The following is a 24,874-nucleotide window of genomic DNA, read 5'->3' on the forward strand; positions in this document are numbered from 1 at the left end:
GCTATTCGGTTTAAAATATAGAATATAAAAGGTGAAAGGTGGATTCCACCTTTTATATAAATTAATTATATATGTTATTGGCGATAATTACAAAGTAACTAATTATAAAAACAACGAGCATAAAGAATACTCAAAGTGTTAAAAAAATATTTACTATTTTTCTTATTTTCATTTTTCTCATTTAATATATATGCATCTATTTGGGGTGATATAGCCGACTGTCTTAGCGACCCATGTAATTGTGGTCAAAGTGAAAGAACGGAAATTTGGAATAAGGGCGGCAACAATGAAGTAAAAAGAGGACCTTTTAAACCCGATACATTGTGTCCTCCTTGGAATAAAAGCGACGGTCGCGGTAATGATACTTGTTTATTAAAATTTGATTACCCAGGTAGATTTATTGGTTTTTTACTCAATAGATGTGCGGAAGAAGCCCCTGATAGTAGTTACTTTACTCCAAAAATTCGTATTAGAGTTCAAAGCTGTAATGCTGCAGCTTGTTGGCACCAAAACTCTACTTTAAATTGGGATGGAGAATGTGTATTATGGCCTACAGGTTATGGTCTACCTCTCACTAGAGTTTGTGCTAGAATTGCCGTACCGGACATGCCTCCGCTTCCCGGAATAAATGCTAACCCTTCTCCTGCAGATCCAGGTTATACCGATGGAGTACATCTCAATAAAGTCGGTTACACAGAAAGTGATAATAAGATAATCGGTGTAGACGGAAAAATAGTTACTTTAAAATCTCCTAAACTTTGTGCTTATAGTGATCCTGGACTTGTTAACCTTGTTTCAGATTCCGGTGCACATCTTGATCCGATGGACTGGAATCCTAATCGTCAACCTCTTCACCAAACTAATGAACTTAGCCCTATTGCAAAAGTATTAAAATTTTTAGTTGAAACGGTAAAAGGAGCAAGTTTACCAAGTTTATTAGGACAGCTTCTTGGTATGATAACTCAAGATTCAGAATTTATAAAAGTACTTCAATCAATACTTAATGCAATAGGAGAGGTTTTTAATTTTTTTCCTAGTTTAATAATAAAAGTTATTGAAGCACTTGGATCATTGAACGGTTCTGTAGATAGCTATTCTTTTGGTTGTGTACAAATACCTTTAGGACCTTTTCCACCACCATATTGTCCAAATTTAGATTATATTAGCATTAATGCTAACGCTAATAATGTATGTAGCATAAAAGATGCCAACGGCCAGTTTGACCAATCTTCTACTAGTCCGGCTTGTGTGGTGTCTAATGTTAGAAACAATATTGTTAATAATACCATACGTGTTAGCTTTAGCAATCTTGTTCCACTTTGCACAGGACCTACCCCTGACCTCAAAACTTGTGTACAACCAAATAATATAGATTTTTCTTCAGCAAAAATTACTCATACTAATACGGCTTTTAGAGATCTTATCAAATCGTGTAAGAACACTTCAGGCGGCACCCCATGTATTAATACAGAAATCCCTACACCATGTAGTGTTACGGCTGACGGTTGTAATGATGGATTTAGAATAGTATATTCGCAGAAAATTGGAACTGTAGAAACACCTAGCGATTATTACATAAGCGATATACCGGACTGTCCAAGTTCTAATTCAACTACCTGCCAAAAAGTGTGGGGAGTTAACATTGGCGAATTTAAAGATGTAAGCGTACAATTTCCTAAAATACAAGGACAAGATCAAGCTGGCTTAAGTAAACCTGAACCGACAAGATTCACTTTAAAAGACAATAACGGTAAAGAGAGAAATCTTTATGTCTCTATTAGTAATACCGAAGACGATAAGCAAAATCCTAATAATATTTGCTTATTTGAGTCTAGTAATTTAATAGATTGCGTACCGCGAGTAAATCATTCTTACAGCTTAACTGCTTATGAATGTGCAAAACAATATGCCGGGATTACCTGTACTAATAACAATTCCAACGATGCTTATTATAAACCGCAATTCATTGCTTCAGTGCAGGTAAGGGACGGCAACAATATTATAGATGAAACAAGCACTCTTGTAACGCCGTTATCATACGCCGGACCTCCACCTCCCACCCCCACTGACACAGAAAGCATAGTAATGCTTGCCGGTTATACTTATAGTTCTTCCGTTGCGTTTATACCTAAAGATCCGCCAAAAAATCCGACGGAAGATAAATATATTGCTATGCCGTTTTCAGGAGAGAATGCTCTAAATCAATTGACCATCCACGGTAAATATAAAGATGATCAGAAACCTTACGATAATAAGGGAAATTCAAACCCAAATGCGGTATATTTAAAATATTTAGAATATATAAACGGTAAATATATCCAAGGCGGAACGCATGCCTGCTTGATGCCGAAAAATTTCCAACATTGTAACCCTCTTCCGATTCCTACCTTACCTGATGGCTCGCCTATTCCCGGTTACAATAATGACTCGATAAATTGCGTACTTGCTAAACTAAATAGCAAAGATACTATAAATTGTAAGGATTTTAAAAATAAATATAACGTTACCTATCCAAATCTTGGATTATGCGGAGATACAAGTAGCTGCACTCTAAAAGAAACAGTATCAGGTCCAGGAAGAGGCATTACTATTTATACTTGCAATATAAATAATATTCCGAGTAACTGCTATACCAATAACGATAACCCTAATACTCCAATATGTGTTTTAAGTAGGGATTATACAGATAGAATCGAGCCAGAACCGAGCATAGGACCAATATTAGATGCTTCAAGATATTATACAGTGACATATACAAAAGGAGATGAAAATACTCCTCCTGAGCCGACATATAAAACTGAAGTTTCAGATGTAAGAGATAAAACTTGGCAAGAGCTAAATCTTTGTGCTCCTATATTAGTACCTACTTGTAAGGCAATTAATACTCCTTCAGATCAACATGGTAATGCATTATGGCCTGAAAGCGATATAGGGGAACTTGCAAAAGGAACATGCCCGATTAATTGGGTAGTTATTGACCCTAGTAAACCTTTAGAACGCTATTGTGTATCATACTTTGATAGAAAGGTTGTCGAGTTCGAACCTTTAGGTCAAAATGTCGGCTGTAGAGAATCAAAAGGATTACCGGTAGATATTATTGAAAATACCTTTCCAACACAATTAGTTAACACTCCTTATGATCAGGCAACTAAAACAGGCGACTTTATTTTAAATGTAGTACCAGAATGGAGTTCACAATGGAAAGTTATAGCATTTCCTAATAATCCGGATACTTTTATAGATGCATCAAATGAACCAGGAGGTACAAAATTATATACTATAACTTTTAAAGTAACTTTAGATGCAATTATGGATGATATAGATTATTTCAAAATACTAGATTTATGGTACGACGATTGTACATTAGTATATGTCAACGGCACAAAACTTCTTAGTGCCCCCATACCTTCTATTGATTCTTTAGACAGTCCAAACCAATGTAATAACGGTAGAGATCAAGGTAAGGCATTACAAGCTAAAGTTAATAACCAACCTATTAGTACAAGCAATCCTATTGACATCAGACCCTATCTACATCAAGGTGAAAATTTCATAAAGTTCCAATTAAGAGTGATGAACGGCGGAGGGCTATATTATCACATGCAATATAAAATGAAGAGATAAATAAATGAGTTGGATTATTTTTTATACGGTCATTGCTGCTTTACTGATTCTCGATTTGGGAATAGTACACAACAAAAACACCGTAATGAGCTTTAAAGAAAGCGTACTTTTTAGTCTTTTCTATTTTATAATAGCTTGTTTATTCGGTATCTATGTTTACTATAATACGGGGGCAGATCATGCTCGTGAATATTATACTTGCTTTCTCATTGAGAAAGCTATGTCACTTGATAATATTTTTGTTATCTCGATTATTTTCCAATTTTTTAGAATTCCCGGGAAATATCAATATCGTGTTTTATTTTTCGGTATAATAGGCGTAATAATATTCAGAGCCATAATGATTTACGGCGGTATTATTCTTATAAATAAATTTGCCTGGTTATTATATATTTTCGCCGTAATACTTATTGCTACCGGTATAAAAACTTTTTATGTATCACATAAAACTTTTGATATACAGAATTCTTATATTTACAAGTCAATAATAAAAAATCTAAATATTACTCCTAATCTTGAAGGGGATAAATTTGTTGTTAAACGTAATAACAAATTATATTTTACTCCCCTTTTTATATCTCTAGTACTGATAGAAGCAATAGATTTAGTCTTTGCTATAGATAGTATACCGGCAATATTTGCAATTACTAATGATGTTTATATAATTTATACTTCAAATATTTTTGCTATTTTAGGGCTTAGAGCGTTATTCTTTTGTTTAGCAGAGATTGTAGAACGTTTCAGTTATATAAAATATTCTTTGGCTTTAATTTTAATATTTATCGGCTTTAAAATATTTATTCATCATTATATAGCGATTCCGGCATATGTTTCCCTCACTGTAACTATTACTTTATTACTATTTGGTATAATTGCTTCCATAATTAGAAAAAATATGATTGACCATTAATAAAGGGGGTATATAATATTCTTTTATTTTTTAAACAATTATAATGACTAAATTACTAACATTATTTTTTATTACCATCATCATTTTTAATAACATTGCTTTTGCAAAAGAAACAGGTTTGTATATAGGAGCAGAAGGCGGAATAGTTGAGCCGGTCGTTAGTAAATTCCGACATAAACACTCAAATACCGAAATAATTTTAAAAAAATCAAGCATGTATAGCGGGAAAATAGGCTATATAATATATCCACAGATAGCTATTGAATTCTCGGCAACTTATCAACCTAAATATCGTCTACATTACGTATTACCTCAGCAAAATTTAAGTAACGGTCTTACTATCCCCCCTACTCCAGGCAACACTAAAGTATTATCAAATATATATATGCTAAATCTTATTTATGATTTGGAAAAAATAAAAACTTTTACACCTTTTGTAATACTTGGAGGCGGAATAGCACAAGTAAAAGTTAAGCCTACCTATTCTAGGTGGAGTGTTATAAATAGTGATTATTTTAAATTAAGAAGAACTCATAAAAATTGTGTTGCTTGGCAAGCAGGGCTTGGGGTTTCACAAGATGTAACTTCAAATTTAAGTATTGATGCAACTGCAAAATTACAAACGGCATATAGAGTAAGGATTAATTATGATACGCTTGATATAAACACGGGACAATTCGTGCCGGCAAATCCTATCAAAAAAACTATAGCCGTTGGAGAATTTGGCGTAGGATTTACTTATAGATTGCCATTTTAAGAATTCTGTGAAATATTTACATGAAAAAAGCCGGAATTCAGTTCTTTCCGTTGTCATCCCGTGGCTTGACCACGGGATCCAGTAAAAAATACTAAAATTATTAGTATTTTAAGTTATATTTTTTGGATCTCGTGGTCAAGCCACGGGATGACACAGAAGACTTTTTCCGCTCCATGCAATAACACAAATATAAACCAACTATATAAGGAAAAAATATGTCCCCAAAAGCTACTAACTCTTCTTCTACCTCTAACGGTCATGATAAGACGGCAAAAAAACCGCATTCCGTACAATCCGTTGTTAACGGTGCGATTTCAGATCATAACACTTATGATGAAGTACCATATGAAAGCTACCCGTATGCCCTTACCAATCCTTATCACTTAAGTACACTTGCAACCCTTTTCGGTGTAAATGCTCCTAAAGTTGAAAATAGCAGAATATTAGAGCTTGGTTGTGCTGCAGGCGGTAATTTAATACCGCACGCTGTTCTTTACCCAAAAGCTCATTTTGTTGGTGTTGATTTGTCTAAGGTACAAATTGACGAAGCAAACAAAAATGTTAAAGGACTAGGATTAAAAAATATAGAGTGCCATCATTGTTCGATAACCGATATTGACGATTCTTTCGGTAAGTTTGATTATATAATTTGCCATGGCGTAATTTCTTGGGTACCAAAAACCGTTAGAGATAAAATTTTTGAAGTTTGTAATAAAAATCTTAGCCCAAACGGAATAGCATATATTAGCTATAATACGCTACCAGGCTGGAATATGGTCCGTACTATTAGAGATATGATGATGTATCATTCTAGCTCCTTTGCAAATGTGCGGGATAGAATAGCTCAATCTAGATTGTTACTAGAATTTGTTAAGGATAGCTTAGAAAACTCCAAAACTCCTTATGCAGAAGTATTAAAAACCGAAGCAGGGCTGCTTGCTAAACAAACCGATCATTACTTACGTCATGATCATCTAGAAGAAGACAATGCTCAATTCTACTTCCATGAATTTATGAATGAGGCAAGAAAGCACAATTTACAATATTTAGCCGATTGTAATCTCTCGACTATGTATCTCGGTAATATGCCGCCAAAAGTAGTAGAGCAGTTAAAAGCGGTGAACGATATAGTTAGAACCGAACAATATATGGATTTTATTACGAATCGTCGTTTTAGAACTACTTTGTTATGTCATAGTAATATCAAAATTAATAGAAATATTAATAATGATGATATAACGAAATTTAATATGATCTTTAATATAGTACCTGAAAAGCCACTTAAAGAAGTGGATCTTAACAATGCTTCTGAAAGCTTAAAATTCTTTTTAAACGGTAATAAAGACTCTAACTTAACAACTAGCTCACCTTATATGAAAGCTATTTTATACACTTTCAGCGAGAATCTAAATAACCCGTTAAGCTTTGAGAAAATAACTGCAGAAGCCAATAAAAAGCTACATAATACTAAATTAAACGAAATCAAAGCTGAGCTTTTAAATAATGCAATGAAGCTAGTATTGCAAGGTTATATTAGTATTACAAATCAGACACATCGAAATAACCCTGAGCTTGATAAACCTAAAACAACAAAAATGGTGATACATCAAGCAAGCCACACACCTTATATGTGGGTAACAAATTTAAAACATGAGCCGATCGGCGTTAATTTCTTTGAGAAGTTTGCGCTTAGATATATGGACGGAAAACATGATAAAAAAGCAATCATTGAGGCTGTACTTGGTCATGTAGAAAAAGGCGAATTAACTTTAAGTAAAGAAGGTCAAAAAGTAGAAAACAAAGAAGAAATACGTAAAGAACTCGAAGTATTATTTACTCCGATGATTGAGAAATTTTCTTCTAACGCTTTGTTGGTGTAATATTATATTTCATCATGAGCTACGCGACTGAAGTCTTTGTTGCATGGATCAATGTCATTCCCGCGAAAGCGGGAATGACATTGATCCATGCAACAACGCCGGTCAAGTCACGGGGTGACACCAAAGCGATACTGAAAAACATAAAAATAACTCATGCCCATATTTTTTTATTTATTTGCAACATTAATAACTATAAGCAGCTTTTGCGTTGTTTTAAGCAAAAATTCCGTATATTCGGTATTATGGTTAATTTTTGTGTTTCTCAACGGCTCAGGTCTTATGATTTTGCTTGGTGCAGAATTTTTAGCTATGATGCTGATAGTGATTTATGTTGGAGCTGTAGCGGTATTATTTCTATTTGTGATAATGATGCTAGATATGCATTTTAATAAGGCAATAACACAGTTAAAAGAAAATCTGGCTTTAAGTATTTTTATAGCTCTAATAATGTTTGCTGATTTAGTAACAATTATTTTACTTGGTACTAAAAATATTAATTTCAGCTCCGATATATCGTTTGCCATAACAAATAATATCTCAAATACTAAAGCAATAGGTAATATACTTTATACTGATTTTATGCTACCGTTTCAAATGGCGGGGCTTATTTTGTTTGTTGCTATGATTAGTTGCATTGTATTAACTCTTAGAAAGCGTGAGGGAGTAAAACGTCAAGATATATCAAAACAATTAAGCCACAATAAAGAAAATGCTGTATTAATGACAAAACCTCTTCTCAATAAAGGAATTGAGGATATTAAATATGAATGAATATATTTCGCTTAATCATTATTTAATCTTAAGCAGCTTAGTTTTTACTATCGGAATGTTTGGATTATTTATGCATCGCAAAAATATTATCAATATATTAATGTCCATTGAGTTAATGCTGCTTGCAGTTAATATAAATTTTGTTGCATTTTCCGTGTATATGCAAGAATTATCGGGACAAATTTTTAGTATCATAATCTTAACCGTAGCAGCAGCCGAAACCTCTATAGGGCTTGCAATATTATTTATATATTTCCGTAATAAAGGCTCAATTGAAATTACTGATATTAATCAGATGAAAGGATAAAGATGTATAAGACCCTTGCCATAATGATCATCATGTTACCGCTTGCCTCTACGATAATAAACGGGTTATTCTCAAGAGTAATAGATAAAAAATTAGCTCAAGTAATTGCAACCGGTTTTTTATCTTTATCTGCTTTATTCTCATTAATAATATTTTGCCATACGGGCTTAGAGGGGAATATTATCCATATAAAATTATTCCCGTGGATTGTCTTAGAGCAATTCAAAGTAGACTTTGCTATTTATGTAGATCAGCTCACTAGCATAATGTTTATAGCCGTAACATGGGTATCAAGCATTGTGCATATTTACTCGCTTGGCTATATGGCAGAAGATAAAGGGATTGTACGTTTCTTATCATTTCTTTCTTTATTCACTTTCTTTATGTTAATGCTAGTATCGGCAGATAATTTCTTACAGTTATTTTTTGGCTGGGAGGGCGTTGGAGTTTGCTCATATTTACTAATCGGATTTTGGTATTCAAAAGAATCAGCCAATAAAGCAGCAATTAAAGCTTTTATAACAAATAGAGCCAGCGATTTTGCTTTTATCTTAGGCGTAATAACAATAATTTTTTACTGTGGTTCGGCAAATTATAAAGATGTATTTTCATCTACAGAGTTATTATCTAATACAAAAATATTGTTACAGTTTTCCATTCTCGATATTATTTGTTTATTATTATTTATCGGCTGCATGGGTAAATCTGCACAGATTGGTTTACATGTATGGCTTCCTGATGCGATGGAAGGACCAACTCCGGTATCTGCACTTATTCACGCAGCAACTATGGTAACGGCAGGAGTATTTTTAGTGGCACGCTGCTCGTATTTGTTTGAATACAGCCCTATAGTTCTACAATTTATTACAATTATCGGCGGAATTACTTGTCTTTTTGCAGCAAGCATTGCTATTATGCAAAGCGATATTAAGAAAATTATTGCCTACTCAACTTGCAGTCAGCTTGGTTATATGTTCATGGCTTGCGGAGTATCTGCCTATAATAGCGGGATATTTCACTTAGTAACTCATGCTTTTTTTAAGGCCTTATTATTTTTATCAGCCGGCAGCGTAATACATGCAGTTCATGAGCAGGATATTTTTAAAATGGGTGCCTTACGGAATAAGATGCCGATCACTTACGGAAACTTCTTAATCGGTTCACTTGCATTAATAGGAATTTATCCGCTTGCAGGATTTTACTCTAAAGACTCGATTTTAGAAGCGGCTTATAGTAGCGGATCGTTTATGTTTATTTTTGGAATAGCGGCAGCAATACTTACTGCTATTTATTCAATGAAGATTATTATGTTGGTATTTCATGGCAAAACTAAGCTAGAAAAAGATGTGTTTGAGCAAGCTCACGAACCGGCTAAAACAATGAATAATCCACTTATATTACTCGTCGCAGGGAGCTTTTTTAGCGGTATGATCGGCTATTATTTACTCTCTATGGATAAACCAAACGGCTATTTCCATGAAAGCCTATTTAATTTACATATTTATAAATTACTAATTAGCCATCCACCTTTATATATAAAATTACTACCTATGGCGGTTGGTATAATAGGGATTATTACGGGGATTTACTTATATAAGTCAAGTACTGTTATGTCATTCCCGCGAAAGCGGGAATCCAGTAAAAATATCAAAAACTGGATACCGCAGTCAAGCCGCGGTATGACATTTTTTAGCAAAATGACACCTTTCAGGTTAATAGGTAATATCCTATATAACAAATATTACTTTGATGAATTATATAATTATTTAATTGTGAAGCCTATTAACTGCCTAGCCTGTTTATTTTATCTTGGTGATCAGAAAATAATCGATCGTTTTGGACCGACCGGTTTTTCACGAGTCGTTAATTGTTTTAGCGTTCTTACCGGCAAAACACAAACAGGATATGTTTTTAATTATGCTTTATATATAGTATCGTTTATTGTTGTAACAATTAGTTATTTTGTTTTTACTTTCTTTCAAAAGTAGTATTTCATACTCCTTTTGAAAGAAGAATTAAGCCATATTGAGTAATAAAGATGAAAGGCGGCTTCCATCTTTATTACAAATTAATTTATTTTTTATTTTCACTATTCTTTATTTATTGGGATATTATATACAAGGATGCTAGAATTACCTGTTATATCTATCAGTATTTTTCTGCCGCTAATAAGCGTGCTATATATTTTGCTGTTTATTAGTCAAAGTAAAAAGGCAGATAAACCAATATATGTAATGTATGTTGCAGTGCTTAGTTCTGTTTTAACATTCATCTCAACTATTTATATTTTAGTAGAGTTTGACTCCTCAAATCCCGCTTATCAATTTGTCGAACATTATGCATGGCTTGATAAGATTGGTCTTGAATTTCATGTAGGTGTTGACGGTATATCGATATTTTTCGTGGTTCTAACTTCTTTTCTTACTCTTATTTGCATAATCGGAAGCTTATTTACCGTTAAAAAATATATTAAGGAATATTTAGTATGTTTCTTATTAATGGAATCTTTTTGTATAGGAGCATTTACCTCAATAAATTTACTATTATTTTATCTGTTTTTTGAAGCAATATTAGTGCCGATGTATATTATTATTGGTGTATGGGGCGGCGACAATAGAATATATGCGGCTCTTAAATTCTTTTTATATACTTTCTGCGGCTCAGTATTTTTCCTACTTTCATTAATTTATATTTATAGCAAAATTCATAGTTTTGATTTAACCTATATTCCTGAGCTTACCGGTAATATTCCATTATTTGCTCAAAAAGTTTTATGGTGGGCAATTTTTATAGCCTTTGCCGTTAAAATCCCCATGATTCCTTGTCATACTTGGCTACCTGATGCACACGTACAAGCTCCAACCAGCGGCTCGGTTATTCTTGCCGGTATTCTATTAAAACTTGGCGGCTACGGTTTTTTAAGAGTACTACTTCCATTACTACCGACTGCTTCACAAGAATTTGTAATTTACGTAATTTGCCTTAGTGTAATTGCTATAATATACGCATCACTCGTAGCCCTCGCTCAAAAAGATATGAAGAAGATGATAGCCTATTCATCAATTGCACATATGGGATATGTTACGATAGGCATTTTTAGTTTTACTGAAGCTGGAATTAGTGGAGCAATATTTCAGATGCTTAGCCACGGCATAATTGCTTCATGTCTATTCTTAATAGTCGGTACTTTATATGAAAGGCTACACACTAAAGAAATAGCTAAATACGGTGGTGTAGCAAATAAAATGCCTGTGCTTGCTACATTTTTTATGATTGCAATGCTTGGCTCTGTCGGACTACCTGGTACTAGCGGATTTATCGGAGAATTTTTAAGTTTGCTTGGAATTTATAAGGTGAATGTAGCAGCAACTTTTGTAGCCGCTCTCGGCATAATCCTTGGGGCGGTTTACATGCTGAAATTATATAAAGAGGTTATGCTGGGCGAAATTACCAATAAAGAAATTATGCATTTCAGAGATTTATATAAATACGAAATAATCTCAATAGCTCCTTTAATATTATTGATTATTTACTTTGGTCTAATGCCGAATTCTATTCTAAATATATTCCGTCTATCGCTAGAAAGTTTGTTAGTTAGGTTTTGATGATTAATGTTATTTCTGCATTCTTTTGTCATTCCAGCAACGGCTGGGTCTTGTTGCATGGATCAAGAAACGCACTTAATGTCATTCCCGCGTAGGCGGGAATCCAGTAAAACCTATAAAAAACTTGTTTTTTTAGGTTTGTTTTATCAATTAATGTGTAATTTTTGTACCAATATTAAGATTATTTTTTTGGATTCCCGCCTACGCGGGAATGACATAGTAATAAAAGCATGCTATCACTTCATCAATTACAATTTAACATAGAACAAAGAAATTTATTTGATCTAAGCCTTACTTTTCTTCCTTCTTCTATTACGTATATAAAAGGAGCTAACGGTTGCGGTAAAAGTTCGATGCTACGCATGATAGCAGGAATTATGCAACCGAGTAGCGGTAATATCTACTATAAAAACTGTAATATTAACAATACACAGCATATTTCAGAAAGCTTCAGACAAGATGAATTTAAAGGTGAGCCTGCGCAGCGTATAAAAATACGTGAGCAAAGGCGAATCCTGCAAAATTCGCTTGTATCAAGCTTTACGAAATATGCTGTAGCTAAACCTTATTGTACTTATGTAGGTCATAATTTAGGTCTAAAGCTTGAAATGACTGTTTTTGAGAATCTAAAATTTTGGTCAGAAATTTATAATTCCGCTGAAACCCTATATGCCGCTATTCATTATTTCAAATTACACGATTTATTGGATGAAAAATGCTATAGTTTATCTAGCGGGATGCAGAAAGTCGTAGCCGTAGCAAGGCTTATTGCTTGCCAATCGGATTTATGGTTACTTGATGAAGTTGAAACTAACTTAAGCCAAGAAAATAGAGATTTGCTAAATAATTTAATTGTCATGAAAGCAAATAGCGGCGGTATTGTTCTCCTCTCCTCTCATCTAGAAAGTTCTATAAAATCTGCACAGATATTACAACTGGATTAATTATTATTGTTTTGTATTTTTATAAATCTTACAATGTAAAATAAAAAATACAAGGCTAACTATAATCCAAATTGAACAATTAATTATTGTACTTACAGCACGTGCTTTAGTAACTTCTATATATTCATTCTTATAACTAATTCTCTTTTCTTCTAGCTCTTTTGGAGGCAAGTTTTTTAATTGTTAATATAAATCCTTATCATATGATTTTAGCTTTAAATATTGCTCATTAGTACTGTACTTTATCAGCTCCTCTTTATTTAGTATATTTCGGTAGAAATAATGTAATGAATGCGTTAAATGTAATAGAAAGTGTTATTAATAGAACGATAGTAGTAACAAAACAAACTACCATACTATAAATTTGCTTTATAAACATAATTTTTTAGTTTTTATAATTGTTTACAACTAACAGAATAGAAGTCAAAAAAAGAAAAGCAATAATTAAATTATAAAGGTTTATGAAATTTCGAATGCAAAGTTCGAATTTTCATGATATAGTCTTTTTAAAAAAATAAGTATTATAATCCGTGAAAGCAATTATTAAGCGTACTCATTATTTAGAAAAGATAACAACGCAATTTTCAAGCCATAAGATTGTAGCTCTTTTAGGACCAAGGCAATGCGGAAAACTACTTTAGCCCGTCAATTTGCCGATAAGCAAAAAGATGTACATTTTTTTGATTTGGAAGATATAAGAGATTTAGCTGCCTTAGAAAACCCTTATATAGCACTTGAGGGTAAAAAAGCTTAATTATTATTGATGAAATTCAAAGATTACCCGATTTATTTCCTACTTTGCGAGTTTTAGCAGACAAAGATGCAGGGCAGAGTTTTTTAATACTAGGTAGTGCTTCAAGAGATTTAATTAGACAATCTTCAGAAACACTTGCAGGCAGAATATCTTATATAGAAGTGCATCCTTTTTCTTTATTAGAAGTAGATAATGTAGAACAATTACATTTTTTTGGTGGATTTCCAAATTGTTATCTCTATCCAAAAACAGGTTTTGACTGGTTAGAGCAATATATTAGGACTTTTTTAGAGCGTGATATTCCAAATCTTGGCTTTCTCAATTCCGCCTGCTACATTACGTCGTTTTTGGACTATACTTGCTCATTATCACGGAAATATTTTTAATGCTTCTGAAATTGGGAAATCCTTAGCAGTAAGCGATCATACTATAAAAAATTATCTAGATATTTTATCGGGTACTTTTATGGTACGTCAATTATATCCTTGGTTTGAAAATATTTCTAAACGTCAGAAAAAACGACCTAAAATATATTGTACTGATTCAGGGATATTGCATCATTTAATTGATATTTATTCACCTGAGCAATTATTAAGACATCCAAAACTAGGAGCAAGTTTTGAAGGATTTGCTCTAGAACAAATAATACGGATTTTTAATAAACGCAGCGAGGATTGCTATTACTGGGGAATACATCAAGAAGGAGAACTTGAGTTATTTATAAGGCATAAAGGTTTAAAATTGGGCTTCGAATTTAAGTTTAGCGATGCTCCTACTCTTACTTCTTCGATGCATAAAGCAGTAGAATATTTAAAATTAGACGAACTATTTGTTATATATTTCGGGCAGAAAAAATACCAATTATCAAGTAATATCACTGTTGTTCCGGTTAAGGATATAGTAACACTTGTGTAATTTACCTATACTCATAATCCTTATGTAATTTACTAGCGAGTGCCTGTTCCCATTTGTCGCCATTTTGCAATAATCTTTCCTTATCGTAAATAAGTGCGGTATGGGTAAGGCTTGCAAACTCGAAATTAGGCCCCTCAACTATTGCATCTACGGGACAAGCTTCTTGGCACAACCCGCAATAAATGCATTTTGTCATATCGATATCATAACGAGTAGTACGCCTACTGCCGTCATCTCGTTCGTCTGCTTCAATCACTATCGCTTGTGCAGGACAAATCGCCTCACAGAGTTTGCAAGCAATGCAACGTTCTTCGCCGTTTTCATAACGACGCAGTGCATGCTCACCCTTAAACCTTAGGCTAACAGGGCTTTTTTCATAAGGATAATTGATTGTAACTTTAGCTTTGAAAAAATATCTTAAAGTCAAAGCCATCCCTCTTACTATCTCATATAGAAAAAACGATTTTAAGTAGTTTATCATTTTTAGATTATATCTATTAAAATTTTAAGTTTGAATCGATAGTATTAAGTAATTCCTTAATAGCAGGAACATAATCTCTTATTCGTTTATAAATTTCATCTGCAAGTTTCTCATCATAAGTATGCGATGTCATATTACGGTCAGCGAGCATATAAATCCATAGATCTTCATCATTTATTATACCAGCAGTAAAAGCCTCTTTTGAGAACTTCTTTAGGATAATTAAGGACTATACCTTGCTCCGCAAAATATTCTTTCAAAAATTTCCATGCAAGTTCAAAAGTAAATTCAAATCTTTGAATTGTTGCATCAATATATGCTCGATCTTCTGTTATCGGTTTTAAATAAATAGCTTCAAGCTTCATAAAAGCTCTACGAAAATTTTCAAGCTTGATGTTTATTTTTGACATATATAACTTTTTTATTCTTCAATATATTTTCATAAAGCTCAGGACTTATTTTTGTAGACTCGAACCTAACATAATCTATCTTTAAAAGAGTATCTGCATTTTCTACAATATCTACAACTTTTAACCATTCTTGATCTGTAATATTGGGACAAATAATTGCAAGATCAATATCAGAAACGCTTTTTATTGTCACCTCGACTGCGAGAACCAAAAAGCCATATTTCCTTTATAAACGGTAAAGATTTCAATTTCTCAATAAAGGAGTATGATTTAATATCTTTACTCATTCACAATTTACTATAGTTAATGTTATTATTCTTAAACACTCGGCAAATTATCGGTATACATAAGCACGCTTGACACTAATACCACCCAAAATAGCGTGAGCGGCAAGAATACTTTCCACCCTAAACGCATTAGCTGATCATAGCGATATCTTGGTAGCGTTGCTCTGATCCATAAAAAGCAGAACAGCAAAAATCCGACTTTAAAAGCAAACCAAAAGAAACCGGGAATACAATCTAACCACGAGATATTAAAAGGCGGTAAATAACCACCTAAAAAGAAAGTAGTAGTCATTGCACTAACAAGTATCATATTAGCATATTCGCCTAGGAAAAATAAAGCAAATCCCATAGAGGAATATTCAACATTATAGCCGGCAACTAACTCTGACTCTGCTTCAGGTAAATCAAAAGGTAATCTATTTGTTTCGGCAAGCACCGAGATAAAAAATACAACACCCATCGGCAATAGCATTAAATCGATCCACCATGGAATTGTTCTTTGTGCTTCAATGATCCCACTTAAATTGAGAGTACCGGTAGTAAGCAACACGGTAATAATAACGAGTCCCATCGATACTTCATAAGAAATCATTTGAGCAGATGAGCGTATAGCACCAAGGAATGCATATTTTGAGTTACTAGCCCAGCCGGCAATAATAATGCCGTAAACGCTTAAGGAAGAAATAGCAAGAATATATAAAACACCGACATTAATGTCTGCAAGAACTACGCCCTTTGCAAAAGGTATAACCGCCCAACCGATTAAACTTAATATAAAAGTTATCATCGGTGCTAAAATAAATAATATTTTATCGGAATTGGTTGGAAGGATCGGCTCTTTGAATAAGAGCTTAACCGCATCGGCAATAGGCTGCAAAAGCCCAAACGGTCCAACAACATTTGGACCTCTTCTAAGTTGCATAAGACCAATTACGCGACGTTCTGCATATGTTAAATACGCAACGCACAATATTAAAGGGATAGTGAGCGCCACCACCTTTAAAGCGATTATAATTAACGGAAAAATATATTCAAAAAAGAGTTCTGTCATATTTTATTGTCATACCGCGACTTGATCGCGGGATCTAAGCAAAATTATTTTATTTTATAATATCTTCATATAAATCATGCCAATTAGGGTTGTTAGCTTCGATTAAATCTAATTTCCATTTTCTTTTATATTCTTTTAAGCGTTTCTCACGACTAATTGCTAGATTAATATCATTAAACTGTTCAAAATAAACTCATTTATCTAAATTATATTTTGTAGTAAATCCTTTTATTATTTTTTGTTTATGCTGCCAAACACGTTTTATAATATCAGGAGTAACACCGATATATAAAGTACCATCGTATTTATTTGAAAGTATATAAACATAGTATTCGTTCATTTTTAAATACTAGATACCGCGATCAAGTCGCGGTATGACACTATATTTTCTCTACTTTGCTTAGCCTCTACGCACTTAGCCATAGTTACCGAATTTTTACTAATTATGTCAGTCATATAATAATTAATAGGTTCTGCAGTTATAGGCTCTTTTAATAATTTATCTTTAGAGCTAAATTTAGTAAATTTATTCTCTATAATTTTACCAATACTAGCAAACACCTTATATTCTTCAGCAAGCTTAGTCCGTACTGCTTGCAAATTATCCATTCCAATATCTATTTTTAAATAACCGGCAAGCTCTTTAATAATTGCTATATCTTCTTTAGCGTCTCCTACAGGCGATACTGCTTTTTCTGCTATTTGTGGTCTACCTTCTAAATTTACGTAAATTCCGCTCTGCTCAGTATAAGCAGCCGCAGGTAAAATTACATCTGCATTAGTAGCACCTGCGTCCCCGTGATGTCCTTGATATACTATAAAAGCCGATTTAAGTTTATTAAATAGGGCTTCATCGCTACCTAGTAAATAAGCTAATTTTATTTCCTTTAATTCATCAACCGAGCTATTAAAACCGATATCAAGACCACCAACTATAGAAGCGTGATTATGCAATATATTAAAGCCCTTCCAATCATCACGCATAATATTATATTCAGCTACTATCTTATGAATAAGCGACAATATAGCATATCCGTCATCTCTTGCATATACACCGTCACCTACTATAATTATCGGATATTTTGCTGCTTTTAAGGCTTTCGTAAATTCGTGAGTACCAATGGCTAGCTCCTCAATAATCTTAATATCACTTCCTAAATCCTGAATTTCATAAGTTTGATTATGCCCTTCTCCTATTCTTGCTACTTTTAATGAACCTGCACGCACCCTTTGCCCTATGCGACTATTTAATATAGGTGCTATTTGTCTTGGATTTGCTCCGATTAGTAAACATAAATCCGCCTTTTCTACGCCGGCAATAGTTGTATTAAATAAATAATTTCCTCTCTCGCTTGTATCTATTTTATAGTTAAACTGATTAACACTATAATTATTACTGCCAAGTTTCTGAAGTAACATTTTTAGCATAAACATTGCTTCAACTGGTGCAAAACAGCCGGCAAAAGCAGCAATTTGTTTAGGATGAATAGATTTAATTTTATCAGCTATCGTATTTAAAGCTTCACTCCAGCTAGCTTCTACTAATTTACCGTTTTTTCTGATATAAGGACGATCTAGACGCTGATATTTCAACCCGTCATAGCTAAAACGATTTTTATCCGAAAGCCATTCTTCATTTATTTCTTCATTAACACGAGGTAATATTCTCATTACCTCATCACCTCTACTATCAATACGAATATTAGAGCCTTCGGCATCATGCACGCCTATAGAATTTGTGTGTCTTAGCTCCCATTTACGGGCTTTAAAGGCATATGGCTTAGAGTTCAAAGCACCAACGGGACAAATATCAATCATATTACCGGAAATTTCTGAATCGAGCGCTTGTTCTAGATAAGATGTTACGTCCATGTGTTCTCCACGATGAATAGCTCCCATTTCTTCTATTCCCGCTATATCATTGGCAAATCTAATACATCTAGTGCATTGTATACATCTAGTCATCGCTGTTTTAATCAGCGGACCCATATATTTATCTTTAATAGACCTTTTATTTTCATGGAATCTATTAGTACCTTTACCGTATCTAAAAGCCTGATCCTGCAAATCACACTCACCGCCCTGATCGCAAATAGGACAATCTAAAGGGTGGTTAATCAGCAGAAACTCCATCACCCCTTCACGTGCTTTCTTAACCATCGGTGTATCGGTATGAATAACCATACCGCTGCTGACTGGCATTGCACAAGAAGCTATAGGCTTTGGAGATTTTTCCATTTCAACCAAGCACATACGGCAATTACCGGCGATTTTTAGACGCCCATGATAACAAAAATGAGGAATTTCTTTGCCTGCTTGTGTACAGGCTTGATAAACGGTGCTACCTTCTGATACTTCTATTTCAGAGCCGTCTATAGTAAGCTTTATCATCTTTTATTTATCTCCAGTAGCAAATTACTTAAGTAATTTGCTACTGCTTTAAAAGTTGTACAAATCAAGCTTGAAGCGGTTCTTCGCTTGATTTGGAAATAAATTTTTAAAAAAATCATTGTTTTTTACAAAAATTTACTAAAATTATTAATTTCAAAAATTGTCGCTGTACCGCTACAAGACAATTTTTGACTACTTTTTCCGAATAGTGGATTATGTAATAATTCGCTATTCGTATTATTTTATCCAATAAGTCATAGGGTTCGGATAAACTTGATCTGCTATCATATACTTAAAACCGATGGCAACACGAAGTATATACCAAACTGCCAATGCAAAGTACAGTACTACTCCAATAATGATAAACGTAAATATGAAACATACAATCCACCCAAGAACTCCGAGACAAAAAGTACGAAATAGAAATACATAATGGCTGATAGCAAGATTATCCCCTTTATCTTTATTGAGATATGCAAAAAATACTCCAATTAATGGCAATATCGGAGCTACTATCCCACATAGATATAATATATATACTACAATTAAATTTTTCTTACCGCTCTCGGTATATTCTTTAAGATGCTTATCCATATGTTTACCTCCTTATGTCATTCCCGCGTAGGCGGGAATCCAAAAAAATCTTTACCTAAATCTTTCCAATCAGGATTGATTTTTTCTATTAATTTTATTTTCCAACTACGATTCCATTTTTTGAATGCTTTTTCTCTAGCAAGTACTTCTTTAATATCAGCAAATTCTTCTGTATAGACAAGCTTTATAACATTATATTTTGCTGTAAATCCCTTGATCACTTTTTGCTTATGTTCATAAGCACGACGCAGCATATTATTAGTAATACCAATATACAAAGTACCATTACGATCAGAACATAATATATGTACCCAATACATTTTTATTATTTTTGCTTTACTGTTTTCTAAATTCCCGCCTACGCGGGAATGACATCATTTCAAACTCTCTACCACAAAATGCATAATACTTCCGTGCTTTATATAATTTATCTCATTATCCGTAAATATTTGCAATATTAAATCTATTGTCTGAGTCTCTCCGTTTTGTTTTTTTATCACGCATTTAACAGGATTATAAGGTCTTATATGCTCATTTAAGCCTATAATATCAATAGATTCCGATCCGTCTAACTTTAAATCTAACCTTGTATTGTTACCGGTAAAAGTTAGCGGTAAAATACCCATACCGACTAAATTTGAACGATGTATTCGCTCAAAGCTCTCGGCAATCACTGCCTTTACGCCAAGCAGTTGCGGCCCTTTTGCTGCCCAGTCTCTTGATGAGCCGCTACCATACTCTTTACCGGCAAAAATCACTACCGGTGTGTTATGTGCTTTATAGTCCATAGCTGCATCATAAATAGTTTGCTGCGTACCACTTAACTGGTTTATAGTAAAACCACCTTCTACACCTTTACACATCTCGTTTTTTATACGGATATTAGCAAATGTGCCACGCATCATTACTTCATGGTTTCCTCTACGTGATCCGTAAGAGTTAAAATCTAGAAGCTCTATATGATGATCCGTTAAATATTTAGCAGCAGGGCTAGTTTTACTAATACTGCCTGCCGGTGAAATATGATCGGTAGTAATAGAATCACCGAAAATTGCTAAAATTCGTGCAGATTTTATGTCTTTTATATTATTCTTGCTGTCTATATCCTCAAAATAAGGCGGATTATTAATATAGGTACTATTCTTATTCCAGTTATAAGTAGAGCTAGTAGTAACCTGTAAATCTTTCCACTCTTTCGTTCCGGTAAATATATCGGAATATTTTTCTATAAACATAGAGGAATTAATTGAATTTGCAATAACGTTATCTATCTCTTCCTTGCTTGGCCAAATATCTTTTAAATAAATATTTTTTTCTATCGGTTGACTATTTAAATCTATATTAAGAGTGCCGCTAAGTGCGTATGCTACGACTAAAATAGGCGAGCCGAGATAACTTGCTTTAGTAAGGGGATTAATTCGTCCTTCAAAATTTCTATTACCCGATAAAACGGAAGCAACAACCAACCCATTTTTGTTAATAGTTTCCTCTATTTCCGGATTTAGAGGTCCGGAATTACCGATGCAAGTAGTGCAGCCGTACCCTACTAGGTGAATCCCCAATTCATCTAAATATTTATCAAGACCGCTAAGCTTCAAATATTCTGTTACAACTTGTGAACCCGGAGCAAGAGAAGTTTTAACCCAAGGCTTTACCTTTAATCCGTGTTCTAGTGCTTTTTTAGCAAGAAGTGCTGCACCGATCATAACGCTAGGATTTGAGGTATTAGTACAGCTAGTAATCGCTGCAATTACTACATCACCGTTACCGATTTCATAACTCTGATTTGCTACGACATATTTTTTATCAATGTCTTTATTTTCTATAGCAAAATTCGGTAATTCTTGTTTAAAATTATTTGCTACATCGTTTAAATTTACCCTATCTTGCGGACGTTTCGGACCGGCTAAAGAACTTTGTACTTGCGATAAATCTAACTCTAAAACCTCGGTATATTCTAGCGTTTCCGAAGAATCATACCAAAGATTTTGCATTTTAGCATACTCTTCTACTAATTTAATTTGTGCTTTTTCTCTTCCTGTTAGTTCTAGATATTTTATTGTTTCATGATCAATCGGAAAAAAGCCGCAAGTTGCACCGTATTCAGGCGACATATTAGAAATAGTTGCACGATCGGCAATCGTTAGATTTTTAAGCCCTTCACCGAAAAACTCAACAAATTTACCTACTACTTTTTTCTTACGTAGCAATTCAGTAACAGTTAGAACTAAATCGGTTGCAGTAGCAATACCGGTTAATTTACCGGTGAGTCTCACTCCAATTACCTCCGGTAGGATCATAGTAAGAGGGTGACCAAGCATTGCAGCTTCCGCCTCTATGCCGCCGACTCCCCAACCAAGTACCGATAACCCGTTTACCATAGTTGTATGGCTATCCGTTCCAACTAAACTATCAGGATAAGCAAGTCCGTCTTTATGCCACACGACTTTTGCTAAATACTCTAAATTTACCTGATGGCAAATACCCGTACCTGGCGGCACTACTTTGAAATTATTAAATGCTTGCTGCCCCCATTTAAGAAATGCATAACGCTCTATATTACGTTTCATTTCCATTTGAACATTTTTATCGAATGAATCCTTAGCTGCGTAAGAATCAACGCTTACGGAATGGTCTATTACCAAATCAACAGGAATAAGCGGGTTAATTTTTAACGGATCGCCTTCTATTTTCTTCATCGCATCACGCATAGCCGCCAAATCTACAATAGCAGGCACGCCGGTAAAATCCTGCATCAAAACTCTTGCCGGCATAAAATCTATTTCCGCATCAGATTTTTTAGTTTTTAACCATTCTTTAAATGCAAGTAAGTTTTGCTTTGAACCATTAGAACGTAATACATTCTCGAATAACACTCTTAAACTATACGGAAGCTTTTTTAAGGGAAAATCGATATCATCTGCAGCTTTATTTATATCGTAAATTTTATATAAAATATTATTGACTGATAATTCCTTAAGATATTCTGAATTATGCACTTTTTGCATGCGTTCCTCATTCTAATATTCGTTATGTGGTACTTAGTGGCATTGCCAGCTATGTCATTCCCGCGTAGGCGTTGTTGCGTGGATCGATTTCCCGTTGTCATCCCGCGACTTGATCGCGGGATCTAATAAAATTTGACTACTACAAGTTGTTTTTATGGATACCGTGGTCGAGCCACGGTATGACACCGAACGCGTTTTTTGATCCATACAACAAAGCCACATTCGCTCGCAATGATGTTAAAATAACCCTATCCTAAAATACATCTTTTTCAAACAACTTAATGCTAATTTGTTTGAAGATCGAAAAGCTTAGTTGCTATTTCCGCTTCACTTAAATTCGTAACGTTGATAGCTGTGTCTGTAGCTATATTAATATAACTTCCTGTTACTTCGGTTACGCCGCCGGAAATAAGATAAGTGTTTTTGGGTTTATGCATATCATCTATATAAACCTGCACTAAACCAGTTTTCAAACTAACAAGCATCGGAGCGTGACTCGGCAACACCCCAAACATACCCTCCTCACCAGGTAACGTTACCATTTTAGCCTGCTTTTCAAATGCAATACTTAAAGGAGTAATTATTTTAACGGTAATTGTTTCGTTCATATTTTGGTTTATCCTTAATGTCATCCCGTGGCTTGACCACGGGATGACACACAAAAGAGCTGGATTCCCGCGTAGGCGGGAATGATATCAACATCATTTTAAAGTCCGAGCTTTCTCAATAGCCTCGTCTATAGTTCCGACCATATAAAAAGCAGCTTCCGGTAAATCATCGTATTTACCTTCCACAAGTCCTTTAAAACCTGCTATAGTATCGGCTAAATCAACAAATTTTCCTTCCGCTCCGGTAAATACTTCGGCTACATGGAAAGGTTGCGATAAGAAACGCTGTATTTTTCTAGCACGTGACACGGTTAATTTATCTTCTTCAGATAACTCATCCATACCTAAAATAGCAATAATATCCTGCAGCGATTTATAAGTTTGCAAAACCTGCTGCACTTGTCTTGCTACGCTATAATGTTCTTCCCCGACAATCATCGGATCAAGTACTTGAGAATTGCTATCTAACGGGTCAACTGCTGGATAAATCCCAAGCTCGGCTATCTGACGGCTAAGTACTGTTGTAGCATCTAAATGTGCGAAAGAAGTAGCAGGCGCAGGATCGGTTAAATCATCCGCCGGTACATATATAGCCTGCACGGAAGTTATTGAGCCGTGCTTAGTAGAGGTGATACGCTCCTGTAGTGCTCCCATATCGGTTGCAAGAGTAGGCTGATACCCTACCGCCGATGGAATTCTACCAAGCAGTGCCGATACTTCAGAGCCTGCTTGAGTAAAACGGAAAATATTATCCACAAAGAATAAAACATCTTGTCCCTCTTTCATATCTCTAAAGCTTTCTGCAATAGTAAGCCCGCTTAACGCAACTCTTGCCCTTGCTCCGGGCGGCTCGTTCATTTGTCCATACACAAGAGCCACTTTTGACTTTTCAGGCTCTTCAAGATTAATAACACCCGAGTCAATCATTTCATGATAAAGATCATTACCCTCTCTAGTTCTCTCGCCGACTCCTGCAAATACCGTATATCCACCGTGAGCCTTAGCTACGTTATTGATAAGCTCCATTATTAACACGGTTTTACCGACTCCTGCACCGCCGAACAATCCTATTTTACCGCCTTTAGTATAAGGAGCAAGTAGATCGACTACTTTAATACCGGTTACTAATATATTACGCTCGGTTGATTGATTGGTAAAGCTAGGTGCTGGTTTATATATAGAAGAAACATTTGAGCTTTTAATTTCTCCCCTGCCGTCAATCGACTCACCTATAACATTCATAATACGCCCTAACGTTTCAGTACCTACAGGAATGCGAATAGGACTGCCTGTATCCACTACTTCTAGCCCCCTTACTAATCCTTCAGTAGAATCCATAGCAATACAACGCACTGTATCATCGCCTATATGTTGTGCTACTTCCAACACTATCCTTTGATTATCGCTATAGCACTCAAGGGCATTTAAAATTTCCGGTAATTTGCCGTTATTCATAAATTTTACATCCACCACCGCTGAAATAATCTGAGTAATGCTCCCGATATTCTTTGTCATTATTTTTTCTTTTGTTAAGGTTTGTCATCCCGTGGCTTGACCACGGGATCCATAAAAAATCA

General features: G+C 34.4%; 21 protein-coding genes and 2 pseudogenes. 10 read left to right on the plus strand and 13 right to left on the minus strand.

Annotated features, from left to right (window positions below):
* The first annotated feature begins 135 nt into the window (after positions 1 to 135).
* The 9 genes from ACIAS7_RS01450 (at position 136) to ACIAS7_RS01490 (ending at position 12,798) form a co-directional block, all read left to right on the plus strand.
* Positions 136 to 3,624, plus strand: a complete 3,489-nt coding sequence (locus tag ACIAS7_RS01450; RefSeq protein ID WP_473199029.1) for a hypothetical protein — start codon at positions 136 to 138, stop codon at positions 3,622 to 3,624.
* A gap of 4 nt (positions 3,625 to 3,628) precedes the next feature.
* Positions 3,629 to 4,534, plus strand: coding sequence for a TerC/Alx family metal homeostasis membrane protein (locus ACIAS7_RS01455; protein ID WP_473199030.1), 906 nt, complete (start codon positions 3,629 to 3,631; stop codon positions 4,532 to 4,534).
* Positions 4,535 to 4,577: 43 nt separating this feature from the next.
* Positions 4,578 to 5,291 (plus strand): outer membrane protein, encoded by a 714-nt coding sequence (locus tag ACIAS7_RS01460; RefSeq protein ID WP_473199031.1) that lies wholly within the window; start codon positions 4,578 to 4,580, stop codon positions 5,289 to 5,291.
* Between the two features lie 215 nt (positions 5,292 to 5,506).
* Positions 5,507 to 7,171 carry a methyltransferase regulatory domain-containing protein gene (locus ACIAS7_RS01465; protein WP_473199032.1) on the plus strand — a complete coding sequence of 555 codons (1,665 nt, stop codon included), beginning with the start codon at positions 5,507 to 5,509 and terminating at the stop codon, positions 7,169 to 7,171.
* Positions 7,172 to 7,324: 153 nt separating this feature from the next.
* Positions 7,325 to 7,942 (plus strand): NADH-quinone oxidoreductase subunit J, encoded by a 618-nt coding sequence (locus tag ACIAS7_RS01470; RefSeq protein ID WP_473199033.1) that lies wholly within the window; start codon positions 7,325 to 7,327, stop codon positions 7,940 to 7,942.
* Positions 7,935 to 8,249 carry an NADH-quinone oxidoreductase subunit NuoK gene (nuoK, locus tag ACIAS7_RS01475; protein WP_473199034.1) on the plus strand — a complete coding sequence of 105 codons (315 nt, stop codon included), beginning with the start codon at positions 7,935 to 7,937 and terminating at the stop codon, positions 8,247 to 8,249. Before ACIAS7_RS01470 ends, nuoK begins: the two co-directional genes overlap by 8 nt.
* 2 nt (positions 8,250 to 8,251) lie before the next feature.
* A complete protein-coding gene (gene nuoL / locus ACIAS7_RS01480) occupies positions 8,252 to 10,237 on the plus strand; it encodes an NADH-quinone oxidoreductase subunit L (RefSeq protein ID WP_473199035.1) in 1,986 nt (661 codons plus the stop codon).
* Positions 10,238 to 10,372: 135 nt separating this feature from the next.
* A complete protein-coding gene (locus ACIAS7_RS01485; protein ID WP_473199036.1) occupies positions 10,373 to 11,854 on the plus strand; it encodes an NADH-quinone oxidoreductase subunit M in 1,482 nt (493 codons plus the stop codon).
* A 230-nt stretch (positions 11,855 to 12,084) separates the two neighbouring features.
* Entirely contained in the window at positions 12,085 to 12,798 is a 714-nt protein-coding gene (locus ACIAS7_RS01490; protein ID WP_473199037.1) for an ATP-binding cassette domain-containing protein, read from the plus strand.
* A gap of 3 nt (positions 12,799 to 12,801) precedes the next feature.
* Here ACIAS7_RS01490 and ACIAS7_RS01495 read toward each other — a convergent pair whose 3' ends face one another.
* Positions 12,802 to 12,969 carry a hypothetical protein gene (locus ACIAS7_RS01495; RefSeq protein WP_473199038.1) on the minus strand — a complete coding sequence of 56 codons (168 nt, stop codon included), beginning with the start codon at positions 12,967 to 12,969 and terminating at the stop codon, positions 12,802 to 12,804.
* Positions 12,970 to 13,340: 371 nt separating this feature from the next.
* On the opposite strand from ACIAS7_RS01495, the pseudogene ACIAS7_RS01500 reads away from it, so the two are divergent.
* Positions 13,341 to 14,467 (plus strand): annotated as a pseudogene (locus ACIAS7_RS01500) (ATP-binding protein).
* Between the two features lies 1 nt (position 14,468).
* Here the strand turns inward: ACIAS7_RS01500 and nuoI are convergent.
* From nuoI to atpD, 12 genes and pseudogenes are all read right to left on the minus strand, one after another.
* Complete coding sequence (gene nuoI / locus ACIAS7_RS01505; protein WP_473199039.1) at positions 14,469 to 14,948, minus strand: NADH-quinone oxidoreductase subunit NuoI; 480 nt, start codon at positions 14,946 to 14,948, stop codon at positions 14,469 to 14,471.
* Positions 14,949 to 14,964: 16 nt separating this feature from the next.
* Entirely contained in the window at positions 14,965 to 15,099 is a 135-nt protein-coding gene (locus tag ACIAS7_RS01510; protein ID WP_473199040.1) for a nucleotidyltransferase substrate binding protein, read from the minus strand.
* 19 nt (positions 15,100 to 15,118) lie between these two features.
* Positions 15,119 to 15,358, minus strand: a complete 240-nt coding sequence (locus ACIAS7_RS01515; protein ID WP_473199041.1) for an HI0074 family nucleotidyltransferase substrate-binding subunit — start codon at positions 15,356 to 15,358, stop codon at positions 15,119 to 15,121.
* Complete coding sequence (locus ACIAS7_RS01520) at positions 15,333 to 15,551, minus strand: nucleotidyltransferase domain-containing protein (protein ID WP_473199042.1); 219 nt, start codon at positions 15,549 to 15,551, stop codon at positions 15,333 to 15,335. The genes ACIAS7_RS01515 and ACIAS7_RS01520 overlap by 26 nt, the downstream gene beginning before the upstream one ends.
* Positions 15,552 to 15,676: 125 nt before the next feature.
* A complete protein-coding gene (gene nuoH, locus ACIAS7_RS01525) occupies positions 15,677 to 16,696 on the minus strand; it encodes an NADH-quinone oxidoreductase subunit NuoH (protein ID WP_473199043.1) in 1,020 nt (339 codons plus the stop codon).
* Between the two features lie 49 nt (positions 16,697 to 16,745).
* Positions 16,746 to 17,036, minus strand: a pseudogene (locus tag ACIAS7_RS01530) (GIY-YIG nuclease family protein).
* Positions 17,037 to 17,038: 2 nt separating this feature from the next.
* Positions 17,039 to 19,087, minus strand: coding sequence for an NADH-quinone oxidoreductase subunit NuoG (gene nuoG, locus ACIAS7_RS01535; protein ID WP_473199044.1), 2,049 nt, complete (start codon positions 19,085 to 19,087; stop codon positions 17,039 to 17,041).
* Positions 19,088 to 19,324: 237 nt separating this feature from the next.
* The gene (locus ACIAS7_RS01540; RefSeq protein WP_473199045.1) at positions 19,325 to 19,681 is read right to left on the minus strand and encodes a DUF4870 family protein; all 357 of its coding nucleotides are present in this window, start codon (positions 19,679 to 19,681) and stop codon (positions 19,325 to 19,327) included.
* A gap of 17 nt (positions 19,682 to 19,698) precedes the next feature.
* Complete coding sequence (locus ACIAS7_RS01545) at positions 19,699 to 20,001, minus strand: GIY-YIG nuclease family protein (RefSeq protein WP_473199046.1); 303 nt, start codon at positions 19,999 to 20,001, stop codon at positions 19,699 to 19,701.
* Positions 20,002 to 20,055: 54 nt separating this feature from the next.
* Positions 20,056 to 22,689: an aconitate hydratase AcnA gene (acnA, locus tag ACIAS7_RS01550; RefSeq protein WP_473199047.1), complete on the minus strand. Its 2,634-nt coding sequence runs from the start codon at positions 22,687 to 22,689 to the stop codon at positions 20,056 to 20,058.
* 284 nt (positions 22,690 to 22,973) lie between these two features.
* Positions 22,974 to 23,297 carry a F0F1 ATP synthase subunit epsilon gene (locus ACIAS7_RS01555; protein ID WP_473199048.1) on the minus strand — a complete coding sequence of 108 codons (324 nt, stop codon included), beginning with the start codon at positions 23,295 to 23,297 and terminating at the stop codon, positions 22,974 to 22,976.
* 93 nt (positions 23,298 to 23,390) lie between these two features.
* Positions 23,391 to 24,812: a F0F1 ATP synthase subunit beta gene (gene atpD, locus ACIAS7_RS01560; RefSeq protein WP_473199049.1), complete on the minus strand. Its 1,422-nt coding sequence runs from the start codon at positions 24,810 to 24,812 to the stop codon at positions 23,391 to 23,393.
* Positions 24,813 to 24,874 lie beyond the last annotated feature (62 nt).

The sequence above is a fragment of the Rickettsia sp. 109562A South Dakota genome (assembly GCF_055791265.1).